12 protein-coding genes and 1 tRNA gene are annotated in these 13,330 nt (G+C 71.0%); 5 read left to right on the top strand and 8 right to left on the bottom strand.

Annotated features, from left to right (window positions below):
* Positions 1–132: 132 nt before the first annotated feature.
* A tRNA-Ser gene (locus tag ACQPXB_RS01420) sits at positions 133–217 on the bottom strand.
* Positions 181–711 (bottom strand): MarR family winged helix-turn-helix transcriptional regulator, encoded by a 531-nt coding sequence (locus ACQPXB_RS01415; RefSeq protein WP_366577283.1) that lies wholly within the window; start codon positions 709–711, stop codon positions 181–183. Before ACQPXB_RS01415 ends, ACQPXB_RS01420 begins: the two co-directional genes overlap by 37 nt.
* Before the next feature lie 575 nt (positions 712–1,286).
* On the opposite strand from ACQPXB_RS01415, the gene ypfJ reads away from it, so the two are divergent.
* Positions 1,287–2,219 (top strand): KPN_02809 family neutral zinc metallopeptidase, encoded by a 933-nt coding sequence (gene ypfJ, locus ACQPXB_RS01410; protein WP_366577281.1) that lies wholly within the window; start codon positions 1,287–1,289, stop codon positions 2,217–2,219.
* 94 nt (positions 2,220–2,313) lie between these two features.
* On the opposite strand, the gene ACQPXB_RS01405 is transcribed toward ypfJ, so the two are convergent.
* Complete coding sequence (locus ACQPXB_RS01405) at positions 2,314–3,810, bottom strand: M28 family metallopeptidase (protein ID WP_432849174.1); 1,497 nt, start codon at positions 3,808–3,810, stop codon at positions 2,314–2,316.
* 83 nt (positions 3,811–3,893) lie between these two features.
* On the opposite strand from ACQPXB_RS01405, the gene ACQPXB_RS01400 reads away from it, so the two are divergent.
* A complete protein-coding gene (locus ACQPXB_RS01400; protein WP_366577278.1) occupies positions 3,894–4,871 on the top strand; it encodes an NAD(P)H-quinone oxidoreductase in 978 nt (325 codons plus the stop codon).
* On the opposite strand, the gene ACQPXB_RS01395 is transcribed toward ACQPXB_RS01400, so the two are convergent.
* Positions 4,868–6,067: a cysteine desulfurase-like protein gene (locus tag ACQPXB_RS01395; RefSeq protein WP_432849173.1), complete on the bottom strand. Its 1,200-nt coding sequence runs from the start codon at positions 6,065–6,067 to the stop codon at positions 4,868–4,870. The two genes, ACQPXB_RS01400 and ACQPXB_RS01395, sit on opposite strands and share 4 nt — an antisense overlap.
* A 112-nt stretch (positions 6,068–6,179) precedes the next feature.
* On the opposite strand from ACQPXB_RS01395, the gene ACQPXB_RS01390 reads away from it, so the two are divergent.
* Complete coding sequence (locus ACQPXB_RS01390; RefSeq protein ID WP_366577274.1) at positions 6,180–6,749, top strand: bacterial proteasome activator family protein; 570 nt, start codon at positions 6,180–6,182, stop codon at positions 6,747–6,749.
* Between the two features lie 1,017 nt (positions 6,750–7,766).
* Here ACQPXB_RS01390 and ACQPXB_RS01385 read toward each other — a convergent pair.
* The 3 genes from ACQPXB_RS01385 to ACQPXB_RS01375 all read right to left on the bottom strand — a co-directional run bounded on the left by ACQPXB_RS01385 (position 7,767) and on the right by ACQPXB_RS01375 (position 10,762).
* Positions 7,767–8,909, bottom strand: a complete 1,143-nt coding sequence (locus tag ACQPXB_RS01385) for an epoxide hydrolase family protein (RefSeq protein WP_432849172.1) — start codon at positions 8,907–8,909, stop codon at positions 7,767–7,769.
* Between the two features lie 138 nt (positions 8,910–9,047).
* Entirely contained in the window at positions 9,048–10,019 is a 972-nt protein-coding gene (locus ACQPXB_RS01380; protein WP_432849171.1) for a spore coat protein, read from the bottom strand.
* On the bottom strand, positions 10,016–10,762 hold the full coding sequence (locus tag ACQPXB_RS01375) for a cytidylyltransferase domain-containing protein (RefSeq protein ID WP_432849170.1): 747 nt from the start codon (positions 10,760–10,762) through the stop codon (positions 10,016–10,018). The genes ACQPXB_RS01380 and ACQPXB_RS01375 overlap by 4 nt, the downstream gene beginning before the upstream one ends.
* 53 nt (positions 10,763–10,815) lie before the next feature.
* Between ACQPXB_RS01375 and pseB the strand changes: the two genes are divergently transcribed.
* Both pseB and ACQPXB_RS01365 read left to right on the top strand, forming a co-directional pair.
* On the top strand, positions 10,816–11,799 hold the full coding sequence (gene pseB, locus ACQPXB_RS01370) for a UDP-N-acetylglucosamine 4,6-dehydratase (inverting) (protein ID WP_364044034.1): 984 nt from the start codon (positions 10,816–10,818) through the stop codon (positions 11,797–11,799).
* A complete protein-coding gene (locus ACQPXB_RS01365) occupies positions 11,792–12,928 on the top strand; it encodes a DegT/DnrJ/EryC1/StrS family aminotransferase (RefSeq protein WP_432849169.1) in 1,137 nt (378 codons plus the stop codon). Before pseB ends, ACQPXB_RS01365 begins: the two co-directional genes overlap by 8 nt.
* On the opposite strand, the gene ACQPXB_RS01360 is transcribed toward ACQPXB_RS01365, so the two are convergent.
* Positions 12,832–13,323, bottom strand: coding sequence for a DUF4345 domain-containing protein (locus ACQPXB_RS01360; RefSeq protein ID WP_432849168.1), 492 nt, complete (start codon positions 13,321–13,323; stop codon positions 12,832–12,834). The two genes, ACQPXB_RS01365 and ACQPXB_RS01360, sit on opposite strands and share 97 nt — an antisense overlap.
* Positions 13,324–13,330: the final 7 nt, after the last annotated feature.

Raw genomic sequence — 13,330 nt, 5'->3', positions numbered from 1 at the left:
GTGACCACGGAAGCGCGACCGATCCGTCCTGGGTTTCGCTCGTCGACCTCCACGCGGGTCGGTGACAGGGACCCGGAGATCATGCTGAGCAAAGAAAAAGCCGCCCTCAGCGGCTTTCTCGACATGTACTTGCGGAAGCGGAGGGATTTGAACCCCCGGTAGGTTTCCCTACGGACGCTTTCAAGGCGTCTGCATTCGGCCGCTCTGCCACGCTTCCCTGTCGGTCAGGGTATCGCGCCGGTTGTCCAGGTCGTCCAGGTGTTCGAGGACGCGGCCGAAGACCGCGCCGACCGTGGACTGTTCCTCGGGGGTGAGCAGGTCGATGAGGTGCTCGCGGGCGCCGCGCACGTGGGTGGGCGCGGCCGCGTCGAGCAGGGCCTGGCCGGCACCGGTGAGCTCGGTGATGACGCCGCGCTTGTCGTCCGGGTCGGGGCAGCGCCGGACGAGACCGCCGACCTCCAGCTTGCTGATCTGGTGTGAAAGGCGGCTCTTGGTGGAGCCCAGCTGGTAGGCGAGCTCGGACATGCGGACGCGCCGGTCCGGGTAGATGGCGAGGCAGACGAGCACCTCGTAGTCGGCGAGCGAAACGCCGTGGGCCTCGGTGAGCTCGCGGTGCAGCCGCTGCCGCAGCCGGAGCGAGGCGACGATGTACATCTGCCACGCGTGCTGCTCGACGCCGGTCAGCCAGCGCACCGCCTGCTCGTCGGTCATCGCAAAAGGGTAGAAGGCGGGCCGACGCCCTGCGCGTCCCGCCACCAGGTCGAGACCCAACCGAGCGGTCAGGTGAAAAACTCGGGAACCTTCCCCCGAAGGTGGGTTACGAAAAGGTTGAGACTTGGGCCGAAGAAGCGCATTCTGCTTGTCAGCGGATGGGCTGATCGGGTATCAGGCGGGCCGCCAGGGCACCGTCGGACCGACCTCCCACCGGGAAGGCCAGGTGGTTGCATGGCAGGTGATTCCCGCGGTTGACCGCCCGCTGTGTCCCCGCGGCCGGCACGGCCTGAATACGGACCGGTCGCGACTGTGAACAGCACGAGTGGGCATCTACGGTGCGCTCGGCATTCTTCTCGCGCATCCGGCGTCGATCTGGCGTTGTTCTCTCCTCGCGGCCTCGGCACCGCGACGGCACCGCCGGACGCCGGCCCGGCCGGTGGCCAACCGCCGTCAACAGAAGAACCTCGGTAGTTCCTGGGTGCGGTCCGCAGCGCATGGACCGCACCCAGGCTTGTGTCCGGGGGACGGCCCGCAGGCAGGCTTGCGTCCGGCTCGCCCGTTACGCTGCCGCTGTGCAATTCGACGACGACGCGGGCCTGGACACCTCGGAGGTCCAGGACCTCCGCGGCAGTGGTGGTGGCGGCGGTGGCATCGGCGGTCGCGTGGCGATCGGCGGTGGCGGGATCGGCGTGGTGGGCCTGATCATCTACTTCCTGATCTCGCAGTTCGGCGGCGCGAGCCTCGGAACCAACAGCGCGTCGAGCGGGCTGGGGCTCGACAACGTGGGCTCCGGCCAGCAGCTGGAGAGCACCACGCTCTCGCAGAAGTGCCACACCGGCGCGGACGCGAACCGCGACCACGACTGCGCGATCGTCGCGATCATCAACTCCGTGCAGGACTACTGGTCGCAGGAGTTCGCGCGCAGCGGCCAGACCTACCGCAAGGCGCCGACGCGCTTCTTCACCGGCGGCGTGCGCACGGGCTGCGGCAGCGCGACGTCCGACACGGGCCCGTTCTACTGCCCGGCCGACTCCGACGTGTACATCGACCTCTCGTTCTTCGACGAGCTCAAGACCCGCTTCGGCGCCCAGGGCGGGCTGTTCACCGAGGCGTACGTGCTGGCCCACGAATACGGCCACCACGTGCAGAACCTCACCGGCACGTCCAAGCGCGGCACCGGCACCGGGCCGACGTCGGGCTCCGTCCGGCTGGAGCTGCAGGCCGACTGCTACGCCGGCGTCTGGGCCAACCACGCCTCCACGACGCCGACGGAATCCGGCAAACCGCTGGTCCAGAACATCACGCAGGACGACATCGCCAGCGCCCTCGACACGGCGTCCCGCATCGGCGACGACTACATCCAGACGAAGCTCGGCAGCGGCCACGCGGACCCGTCGAGCTTCACGCACGGCACGTCGGCGCAGCGGGAGAAGTGGTTCACCACCGGCTTCACCTCGGGCCAGCCGGCGCGGTGCAACACCTTCAGCACCAACAACCTGGGCTGACCGCACCCCAATGTGGCGTTCGGTGCGCTGAACGCACCGAACGCCGCATTGGGTGCGTTGAACGCAACCAACGCCACATTGGGGTGCTTCGGGACTACGCGGCCGCAGCGTCGCCGGTGGTGGCGAGCTTGTGCGCGGAGTGCTTCTTCGCCGCCTTGCCCGGCTTCCCCGGCGCGACGCCGTTCACCGACTCCGTGCTGGTCGCGTACATCCCGAGAGCCCACGCGAGCCCGTCGGCGTTGCGGTCCAGGGCGACGCGGTCGACGTTGCCCAGGTTGTCACACGCCTGGTGGTAACACGGGTCGAACGCGATCCCCGCCGTGCCGCCCCACTTCGCGGCCTGGGCGGGGGTCTTGAGCACCTCGGCGCCCGTGTCGAGGCCGCCCGCCGGGATGCCGACGGCGATGAACTCGCCGTAGTCCGAGCGGCCCGTGAAGTCGGTGCCCTCGACGGCGACGCCGCGGCCGGTCAGGTAGTCGACGAACGTCTTCTCGATCTGGGCCGAGCCGTACGGGCCGGGGCCGGCGCCGACGTGGTCGGAATCGTCGCCGTCGTAGGCGAAGTAGCCGGCGTTGGGCGAGCCGATCATGTCGAAGTTCAGGTACAGCGCGAGGTCGAGCTGCTGCTCGAAGCTCAGCGAACCGACGTAGTACGTGGACCCGACGAGCCCGAACTCCTCCGCGCTCCAGAAGCCGAAGCGCACGGCGTTGTTCACCTTCGGCTTCGCGCCCAGCTGCAGGGCGGTTTCGAGCAGGGCCGCGGAGCCCGTGCCGTTGTCGTTGATGCCGGGGCCGGCGGGGACGCTGTCGAGGTGCGAGCCGAGCATCACGACGTTGTCCTTGCGGCCGGTCTTCGTCTCGGCGATCACGTTGTAGCTGGTACGCGCTTCCTGGAAGGTGCGCAGCTCCAGCTGCACGGTGGCGCCGTTCTTCGCGGCGAGCGCCTGGCCGTCGGCCTGTGAGAGGCCGCCGGTGGGGATGCGCGCGTCGGCCGGGGTGCCGAGTGTCCCGTTGAGCGGGCCGGGTTCGTTGTTGGAGATGAGCGCGCCGATCGCCCCCGCGTCGGCCGCGGCCTGCTGCTTCTGCGCGAACGGGCACGCGCCGCGCGGCACGAGCACGATCTTGCCGGTCACGCCGGTGTAGTCGCTCGCTTCGCAGCCCGGGGTGGCGTCGGCGGGGACGACGGCGAGCTGTGCGCTGATGCCACCGACCGGCGTCGACGGCGTGTACTCCATCGCGATCACTGGCACGCCGGCACCGTCGACGGTGAGCGTCTCGGCCAGGGTTTCGTTGTAGGTGAAGGGAAACTCCTGCCGCGTGACGCTGAAGCCCGCGGCTTCGAGCTTGCCCGCGATGTACTCGGCGGACTTCTTGTGCCCGTCGGTGCTCGCCGCGCGTGTGCCGCCGTTCGCGTCGGCGATGCGCTGCAGCGCGATCAGGTGGCGGTTCACGCCGTCGAGGGTCACCTTCTTCGTCAGCTGCTTCGCGAGGTCGTCGCTCTTCGCGGCCACGGCCGGGGTGGTGCCCAGCGCCAGGGTCGCGCAGGCCGCCAGGATCACCGGCGGGATGAGTCTTTTACGGGTTAATGACATGGTTGCTCACCTTTGTGCCCGGTGTCCGGAACGTCAATGCGGCATTCGGCGGAGACCGCGAGGTGGGGGATACAGTCGGGCGCATGTACGCGATCACGACCCGCGAACCCGGCGGTCCCGAAGTTCTCGAGTGGACCGAAGTCCCCGACCCCAGCCCCGGCCCCGGTGAAGTGCTGCTCGACGTGGCCGCCAGCGCCGTCAACCGAGCGGACCTGCTGCAGCGCCAGGGCAACTACCCGCCGCCGCCCGGGTCGAGCGAGACGATCGGCCTCGAGTGCTCAGGCACGATCGCCGAGCTGGGCGAGGGCGTCGAAGGCTGGCAGGTCGGCGACGAGGTGTGCGCGCTGCTCGCGGGCGGTGGCTACGCCGAGCGCGTGGTCGTGCCCGCCGGCCAGCTGCTGCCCGTGCCCGGCGAGGTCGAGCTGCTCGCGGCGGCCGGGCTGCCGGAGGTCGCGTGCACGGTGTGGGCCAACGTCGTGATGCACGCGAAGCTCGCCGAAGGCCAGACGCTGCTGGTCCACGGCGGCGCGGGCGGCATCGGCACCCACGCGATCCAGGTCGGCAAGGCGCTCGGCGCGACCGTGGCCGTCACCGCGGGTTCGGCGGAGCGGCTCGAACGCTGCCGCCAGCTCGGCGCCGACATCACGATCAACTACAAGGAGCAGGACTTTGTCGAGGTCATGCACGCCGAGGCCAAGGGCGCCGACGTCATCCTCGACAACATGGGCGCGAAGTACCTGCAGCGCAACGTCGACGCGCTGCGCGCCGACGGCCGCCTCGTGATCATCGGCATGCAGGGCGGGATCAAGGGCGAGCTGAACATCGGCAGCCTGCTCGGCAAGCGCGCGAGCGTCTTCGCGGCCGGGCTGCGGTGGCGTCCGCTGGAGCAGAAGGCCGAGGTCGTCGCGTCCGTGCGCGAAGGGCTGTGGCCGCTGGTGGAGAACGGCTCCGTGAAGCCGATCATCGGCCAGGTCGTGCCGATGGCCGAGGCGGCTTCGGCGCACCGGATGCTCGAAGAGGGTTCGGTGTTCGGGAAGATCCTGCTGGCCGCGAAGTCCTAGCGGAGCTCTTCGAGCACCCGCACCAGCTGGTTGATCTCGAAGACGTTGGAGTAGTGCGCGAGCCCGATGCGCACTACTCCGCCGACTTCGCCCACGCCGAGCGACGCGAAAACGCCGGCCGAGCCGTCGTCGGCGAAGGCGCAGAGGCCTTGCGACGCCAGGTACTCCGCGACTTCCGGCGATTTCTTGCCCTGCACGGCGAACGCGAGCGCGGGGATGCGGCGCATGGCGTCGCCGATCACCATCACGTGCCGCAGCGAGCGCAGCTCCGTGGACAGCTGCGCGAGCAGGCCCGCGTGGTACGACTTGGCGGAGCCGAGGGACGTCACGAGTCTTTCGCGGCGCGAACCGGCGGCGGCGTCGTCGAGGCCGGCGAGGTAGTCGATCGACGCGACGAGGCCCGCGAGCAGCGGGTACGCGTGGGGGCCGAGCTCGAGGCGCGCGGCGCCGCGGGCGGCCGGGTCGAGCGAGGCGGACGGGATGCGTTCGAGCATCTCGGGGTCGCGGAACACGAGCGCGCCCACCGACGGCCCGCCCCAGGCCTGTGCGGAGACGACCATGACGTCGGCGCCCAGCTCTTGCAGGTCCAGGGGAACGAACGGCGCCGCGTACGTCGCGTCCACCACCACGAGCGCGCCGACGCGCTTGGCGAACTCGATGACCGTGGGGACGTCGGGGCGTGTGCCGACCGAGCCCGAGGCGAGCGTGACCGTGACGGCCTTGGTGCGCGCGGACACGAGGTTCTCGTACTGCCACGCGGGCAGCTCGCACGTCTCGATGTCGATCTCGCCCCAGCGCACGACCGCGCCCACGCGCTTCGCGGCGCGCTGCCACGGCGCGAGGTTCGCCTCCTCGTCGAGCCGGGACACGACGACCTCGTCGCCGATCGTCCAGCGCTCGGCGAGCGCGTCGACGAGGCGGCGCAGCATCACCGGCGCGCTCGGTCCGAGCACGACGGCGGCCGGGTCCGCCCCGACCAGATCTGCCACTGCCCGCCGGGCCGCGGTGACAATGCTCTCCGCGCGCTGAGAGGCCGGAAACGCTCCGCCCGGCCCGGACACCGGGGCACGCATGGCCGTCGAAACGGCCGAAGCGACCTGTTCCGGGACCAGCATTCCGGCGGCGCCGTCGAAGTGAATCCAGCCGTCACCCAGCGCGGGGAACAACCCACGGATACGAGCGACGTCGAACGCCATGGTGACACCGTACGGACGTGCGGTTTAGCGGTTACCGCGGGGTTGGGTCCGGGCAGCCGGATGACGCTAGGCTCGGACGCGACCGCCAGCGATTTCTGATTGGGATGAGCCCATGAGCGAGCCGAACTACCGGCAGACTTCCGACGCCGAGTCGACCCCCCACGTGGTGGTCGTCGGCCCCGACGGGGTCCCGGTCGGCGCTGTTCCCACGGCCACGCCCGAGGGCGACGAAGCCGCCGGTGAGCTGGTCGAAGAGCCGGCCAAGGTGATGCGCATCGGGACCATGATCAAGCAGCTCCTGGAGGAAGTCCGCGCGGCACCGCTCGACGACGCCAGCCGGAACCGGGTGCGCGAGATCCACCAGAACTCCGTGCGCGAACTGCAGGAGGCCCTGGCGCCCGAGCTGCGCGAGGAGCTGCAGCGCCTGGTGCACCCGTTCACCGACGACTCGACCCCGTCGGACGCCGAACTGCGGATCGCGCAGGCCCAGCTGGTGGGCTGGCTGGAGGGCCTCTTCCACGGCATCCAGACCGCCCTGTTCGCCCAGCAGATGGCAGCGCGGGTCCAGCTGGAGCAGATGCGCCGCGGCCTGCCCGCGGGCTCGTCGGGCGCGGTGATGCCGGGCGGGCCCGGCGCTGAGGGCCAGCGGCCTGGGATCAGTGGGACTGGGCAGTATCTGTGAGGTCTTGCTCTCTGCGGCTTTGAGCCGTGGGTGATGAGGGGATCGTTCGTGCGCTGAGTGGCGTGGGGGCGGTCCCTTCTTTGCTGTTTGGGGGGCTTGGGGGCTTTTCGGGCGGTTGGTTGGTGGTCGCGACCGGTCGTTCCGTGCCCTCGCTTGCCGCGCGACCGGTCCCCACGCGCCGCGCGGGTCGGCCGCGAAGGGCCCGCTCGAACCGGCACTCCAGCGCGAACGGTCCCAGCGCGCCACCAGCTGAACGCGACAGGTCACAGCGCGCCGCCGGCTGAACGCGAACCGTCCCGCCGCGCCGGCAATCGAGCGCGAACCGCACCCTCGCGCCGCTGAATGAGTGCGGCCGGTCCGTCCGCCACCGATCGAACGCGAGGGGATCGGTCACGCCGGCCAGCACGAACCGTCCCGCCGTGCCACGGTGTGGTCGCGAAGGGTCCCCTCGCGCCGCCGCCGGAGCACGACCGGCCCCCTCACACCGCGCGGGCGACCGCGAACGGTCCGCTCGACCCGGCGCCGCCGCGCGAACGGTCCCGCCGCACCGGAACCCGAGCGCGAACCGTCCCTTCGCGCCATCAAGTAGGTGCGAACAGTCCCCTCGCGCCGCCGAATAGGTACGAACAGTCCCCTCGTGCCGCTTTCCCAACACGAGCGGCCCTTCCGTACCCGGCCGCTGGCGCGAAAGGTCCCCTCACCGCCACAACCCTGGTGTGAACCGTCCCTTCGCGCCGCCAGATGTGCGAGTGCTCCCGCCGCGCCACCGCGCGATCACGAAACGTCCCTTCGCGCCGCCGGATGAAGGCGAACGGTCCTCTCGTGCGGGCCAGCCGAGTGCGAGGGGACCGGTCGTGCCGGTGGGCGTGAGCGGTCCCGCCGTTCCATCGCGTGGGCGCGAAAGGTCCCCTCGCGGTGCGGGTCCGGCGCGAAACGACCCCTCGCGGCGCGGCCCTGGCGCGAAAGGTCCCCTCGCGGCGGCGGGTCGAGCGCGAAGGGACCGTCCGCACCCCAAGCTCAGAGGCTCCCGAAGAACTTCCGGATGTCGCCGATCAGGGCGTCCGGTTGTTCGAGGGCCGGGAAGTGGCCGCCGGCCGGAAACGCTGACCAGTGGACGATGCGGTCGGTGCGTTCGGCGAGGGGGCGTAGGGGCAGGCCGATGTCGTCGGGGAACACGGCGACGCCGGTGGGGACGGTGGAGGTGGGGAGGGGCGCGCCCCAGGGGCCTTCGAGGGCGGCGTAGATGCGGGCGGACGAGTTGGCCGTGCCGGTGAACCGGTAGATCGCGACGTCGGTGAGGAGGTCGTCGCGGTCGATGAGGTCGTGCGGGGCGTTGGAGAAGGAGCGGAACTTTTCCGCGATCCACGCGAGTTGGCCGGCGGGCGAGTCGGTGAGGCCGTACGCAAGCGTTTGCGGCTTGGTGGACTGGATGATCGCGTAGCCGGTTCCGGTGTGCTGGAAAGCGCGGGACTTCGCCAACGACCGTTCGCCCAGCGAAAGGTCGGCGCCGGTCAAGCCCGCCAGGTCCGACTCCGAGCGGGCGACGGCGGTGGGCAGCATCGTGACGTGGACGCCGAGCACGCGCGAAGGGAACTGCACGCCGAGCTCGCGGGAGATCAGGGCGCCCCAGTCGCCGCCGTGGGTGCCGAAGCGGTCGTAGCCGAGGGTGGTCATCAGCGAAGCCCACGCCCGCGCGCCGCGGGCCGGGCCCCAGGCGCGGTCGCGCGTCGGGCCGGAGAAGCCGAAGCCGGGGATCGACGGGACGACCACGTGGAACGCTTCGCGCGGGTCCCCGCCGTACGCGCGCGGGTCGGCGAGCGGTCCGATCACGTCCAGGAACTCCACGATCGACCCGGGCCAGCCGTGCGTCAACAGCAGCGGCGTGGCCCCCTCCTCGGGCGACCGGACGTGGAGGAAGTGCACGTTCTCGCCATCGATGGTGGTGGTGAACTGCGGAAACGCGTTGATCCGCTCCTCGGCCGCCCGCCAGTCGAACCGCAGGCGCCAGTGCTCCGCCAGGTCCTTCACCTCGTCCACCGGAATCCCCAGCTCCCACCCGACGCCCTCGGGCTGGTCCGGCCAGCGCGTCCGGGCGAGCCGTTCGCGCAGGTCGTCGAGGTCGGCTTGCGGGACATGAACTCGGAAGGGGGTGAGGTTCATGCGGAAAACGCTAGAACCCCTTGAGGACAGATCCCGCCCTCAATCACCGAATCGCGGACCCGGGAGGACCTCAGCCGACAAGGTCGTCGAGCGCCTCCGCCACCAACCGCCGTTCCTCGGGATCAACGTTCGTTCCGATCACAGCGAGGCGATGACGTCGAGGACCCGGTCCGCGCCGAGTCCGTCCACAGTAGACCCCGCAGCGGAGGACAAAGAGGACCGCAAACCGGCGTCCGTCAACAGGGAACCCAGCGCGGAAACCACCTCCGGCAGCCGATCCTCCAACGAGCCCGCCTCGCCCAACCCCACGGCCAGGCCCAGATCCACGGCAGCCCGGTAGCCCGGGGCCTGGTTGTCCACCAGCTGCACCGCCGCCGTCGGGATGCCGAGGCAGCAGAGTTCCAGGAAGGTGACGCCGGTGGCGCTGACGGCGACGTCGGTGGTGGCCAGGAGGTCGAGCAGGCCCGGGTGCGGCGCGGTGACCCGGAGGGACTGGCCTGCCGACAAAACCGGCAACACCGGCTCGCCGCGGACGAGGGCGTCGGCGGCGAAGGGCTGGCCCGTGGCGGCGAGGGCGCGGAGCAGCACGCTGACCGTGCCTGACCATTCGGCGCCGCCGCCCAATACGACCGTGACGTGCAAAGGCGCGGAAGAAACAGCGGAGCGTCGTGCCCGAGCCGCCAAGACCCCCGAGCGCAGCGCCGTGTATTCGACGCCCCGAAGCAGCACGCCGGAACCATCCGCCGGGCGAGGCGCGGGCGAAAACCCGGCGTCCACCACGACATCCGCGGGCCGGCGGCCGAAAGTGTCGTCCTCAAGGGACACGAGCAGAGCGCCCGCGGCGTTGACCTCGCCGCGCACGTCGCCCAGCGAGTAGTGGTCCACGAGGACCGCGTCGAAGCCGGCGGCCAGGGAAGCCCAGTCGGAAACCGGCAAAAACGGCACCGAAAGCGCGGCGAAGCGGGAGGCCAGCCATTCGGCGTTGTCCGTGGCGCCCGCGAACGAGACGTCCCAGCCGCGGGCGACGGCGCGCTCGGCGTAGGCCACGACGCGCGCGATATGGCCCGCGCCGATCACCGGGGACGCGTCGGCGCGGAGCAGGAGCTTCACTGGCCGAGCTTCTTCTGCTCGACGTGCGCGTTCAACGCCACCAGGTCCGGCCGGGAACGCAGCAGCGAAACCACCGAACGCCAGGACGCCGGCTCATCACCCAGAACCGAAACCACGGCCTCGAGCAGGTCCCAGTCCTCCGGGGTGTCGAGGGTGACACGCAGGTCGTCGGCGGCCGGGCTCACCACGACGCCCGTGCAGGAGTACCGCGAGGACTGCCGGTAGATCGCCGACGTCACGTGCTCGCGGTCGGGGCCCTCGGCAGTCTCCACCTGCTCTGCGAGCACCGCAGCCCGCACCAGCTCCGCGTCGAAGCCGCGCGGCAGCGTCCGCACGAGGGTGGTGCTGACGTAGTCCAGCGACGGCTCCGCGCGCCACACCGCCGCCAGCCGGCCGATCAACGCGGGGTCGAGCAGCGGGCAGTCGGCGGTGAGCCGGATCACGGCGTCGGCCGGGTAGGCGGCCAGGGCCACGCCGAAGCGCGCCACGACGTCGTCGAGCGGGCCGCGCGCGACCAGGGCGCCACACCGTGCGGCCTCTTCGGCGACGGCGTCGTCGTCGGGCGCGTCCGAGGTGGCGACCACCACCTGGTCCACACCGGGAGCGGCGGCCGCCGCACGGACGACCCAGCCGAGGACACTGCGCCCGGCCAGGGGACGGAGCACCTTGCCCGGCAGGCGCGTCGAGGAGGACCGGGCCTGGATCACGGCGTTGACGCCGAGGCCTTCACGCATGGGTGACATGATGGCCTGCGGCAACGCGCCAGAACCAAGAACCCCAACCGCGGAGGTCGTCGATGTCCGAGCTGGATGGTTCCAGCATCCTGCTCACCGGCGGGACCGGCTCGTTCGGCAAGGCGTTCATCACCCACGCCCTCGCCGAGCTGAACCCCAGCCGGCTGGTCGTGCTCTCCCGCGATGAGCTCAAGCAGTACGAAGCCCGGCAGCTGTTCAACGACGACCCGCGGCTGCGCTGGTTCATCGGTGACGTCCGCGACCGCCGCCGGCTCGAGCGCGCCATGCACGGCGTCGACTACGTCGTGCACGCCGCGGCGCTCAAGCAGGTGGACACCGGTGAGTACAACCCGTTCGAGTTCGTCCAGACCAATGTGATGGGCTCGCAGAACGTCATCGAGGCCGCCATCGACACCGGCGTGAAGAAGGTCGTGGCGCTCTCGACCGACAAGGCGTCGAGCCCGATCAACCTCTACGGCGCCACGAAGCTGTGCGCCGACCGGATGTTCATCAGCGGCAACCACTACGCGGCCGCGCACGTCACGCGGTTCTCCGTGGTGCGCTACGGCAACGTGATGGGCTCGCGCGGCAGCGTGATCCCGTTCTTCCGCAAGCTCGCCGAGCAGGGCGAGTCGCTGCCGATCACGCACAAGGACATGACGCGGTTCTGGATCACGCTGCCGCAGGCCGTGCAGTTCGTGGTGGACTCGTTCGACCAGATGCACGGCGGTGAGCTGTACGTGCCGCGGATCCCGAGCATGCGGCTCGTCGACCTCGCGCAGGCCATCGCGCCGGGTTCGCCGATGCACGAGGTGGGCGTGCGGCCGGGCGAGAAGCTGCACGAGGAGATGATCGCCCCCGACGACGCGCGCCGGACCGTGCAGCTGCCCGATCGGTACGTCGTGCAGCCGCACCTGGCGGGCTGGGGCTACGAGGCGCCCGCCGACGGCAAGCCGATGCCCGAAGGGTTCGCGTACCGCTCGGACACCAACGACCTGTGGCTCGAAGCGGACGAACTTCGCAAGCTGGTCGAGCAGTATGCCTGACTTTCTTCCCTACGGCCGCCAGTCCGTCACCGACGACGACATCGCCGCCGTCACCGAGGTCCTGCGCGGAGACTGGCTCACGACCGGTCCCGCCGTCGCGCGGTTCGAGGCCGACCTGGCCCTGCACACGGGCGGCGTCCCGGCCGTCGCGGTGACCTCGGGGACGGCCGCGCTGCACGTCGCGTACGCGGCGGCTGCCGTCGGGCCGGGCGACGAGGTCGTGGCCTCGCCGATGACGTTCGTGGCCACCGCCGCCACCGCCGCACTGCACGGCGCGAAGGTGGTCTTCGCCGACGTCGAGCACGACACCGGAAACCTTTCCGTCGCCGCGGCCGCCGCTGCGGTGACCAGCCGCACGAAGGTCGTGGCAGCCGTCGACTACGCCGGCCACCCCGCCGAGCTCGACGCGCTGGCCGAGGTCGCGCACAACGCGGGCGCACTCCTGCTGGAAGACGCGGCGCACTCCGTGGGCGGCAGCTGGCAGGGCCGCCCGGTCGGCTCGCTCGCCGACCTGACCACGTTCTCGTTCTTCCCCACCAAGAACCTCACCACGGCCGAGGGCGGCGCCGTCGTCACCGCTTCGCCGGAGCTGCTGGGCCGCGCCCAAGCCTTCCGCAACCACGGCCTGGTGCGCGACAAGACGAAGCAGCGCTACCCGGACGAAGGCGGCTGGCACCAGGAGGTGCACGAGTTCGGCCTGAACTACCGCCTGCCCGACGTGCTGTGCGCCCTGGGCAGCAGCCAGCTCACGCGCTTGGCCGAGTTCAAGAAGCGCCGCGCCGAAATCCACGCGCGCTACAACGCGGCCCTGGCCGACGTCGACGGCGTCCTCACCCCGCCCGCACGCCCCGGCGCCGACCCCGTCTGGCACCTCTACCCGCTGCGCGTCCTCGACGGCCGCCGGCGCGCGCTGTTCGACCACCTGCGCGGAGTCGGCATCGGCGTGCAGGTCAACTACATCCCCGCCTACTGGCACCCGGTCTTCGAGGACCTCGGCTACCGCCGCGGCCTGTGCCCGAACGCCGAGGCGTACTACGAGCAGGAGCTGTCGCTGCCACTCTTCCCGTCCCTGACGGACGCGGATGTGGACCGGGTTGTGGACGGGGTGCGGAGCTTCTTCGGGGTCTGAGCCGCACCGCGCATCACCACCGCGTGCCACACCATCACCAGCGGCACCACGACCAGCTCCAGCACGATCGCGGCCCGGAACACCGGGTGCGGCGCACCCACGCGCCGGGCCGAGATAAGCCGCGGTACCCCGCCGACGGCGGCGGTGCCGAGGACAACCCGGGTGGTCGCCGCGCGTTTTTCCGGGTGGCGCAGCGACCACCAGAGCGCGAGGCCCGCCGCGGTCCAGAACGTGTTGACGAAGCGGTATTCGCTGTCGACGCTCGGCGCGGCAGGTGCACCGCCCGGGGCGCGGGAAGGACCGCCCAGGATGGCCGTCAGGCCGCTGGCGACGGGGATCGCCCCGAGGACGCCGAGGGTGGTCAGCAGTGCTGTGCGGGACTTGGCTCGGGCCATGCGGCCG

The sequence above is a fragment of the Amycolatopsis sp. CA-161197 genome (genome assembly GCF_050942255.1).
Classification (GTDB): Bacteria; Actinomycetota; Actinomycetes; order Mycobacteriales; family Pseudonocardiaceae; genus Amycolatopsis.
This window is presented reverse-complemented; position numbering and strand designations above follow the sequence as displayed.

What these genes read in the sequence shown, in the direction of transcription:
- ACQPXB_RS01415 (WP_366577283.1), bottom strand. Translation starts at nt 711, where the DNA reads ATGACCGACGAGCAGGCGGTGCGCTGGCTGACCGGCGTCGAGCAGCAC.
- ACQPXB_RS01405 (WP_432849174.1), bottom strand. Translation starts at nt 3,810, where the DNA reads ATGTCATTAACCCGTAAAAGACTCATCCCGCCGGTGATCCTGGCGGCC.
- ACQPXB_RS01400 (WP_366577278.1), top strand. Translation starts at nt 3,894, where the DNA reads ATGTACGCGATCACGACCCGCGAACCCGGCGGTCCCGAAGTTCTCGAG.
- ACQPXB_RS01395 (WP_432849173.1), bottom strand. Translation starts at nt 6,067, where the DNA reads ATGGCGTTCGACGTCGCTCGTATCCGTGGGTTGTTCCCCGCGCTGGGT.
- ACQPXB_RS01390 (WP_366577274.1), top strand. Translation starts at nt 6,180, where the DNA reads ATGAGCGAGCCGAACTACCGGCAGACTTCCGACGCCGAGTCGACCCCC.
- ACQPXB_RS01385 (WP_432849172.1), bottom strand. Translation starts at nt 8,909, where the DNA reads ATGAACCTCACCCCCTTCCGAGTTCATGTCCCGCAAGCCGACCTCGAC.
- ACQPXB_RS01375 (WP_432849170.1), bottom strand. Translation starts at nt 10,762, where the DNA reads ATGTCACCCATGCGTGAAGGCCTCGGCGTCAACGCCGTGATCCAGGCC.
- pseB (WP_364044034.1), top strand. Translation starts at nt 10,816, where the DNA reads ATGTCCGAGCTGGATGGTTCCAGCATCCTGCTCACCGGCGGGACCGGC.
- ACQPXB_RS01365 (WP_432849169.1), top strand. Translation starts at nt 11,792, where the DNA reads ATGCCTGACTTTCTTCCCTACGGCCGCCAGTCCGTCACCGACGACGAC.
- ACQPXB_RS01360 (WP_432849168.1), bottom strand. Translation starts at nt 13,323, where the DNA reads ATGGCCCGAGCCAAGTCCCGCACAGCACTGCTGACCACCCTCGGCGTC.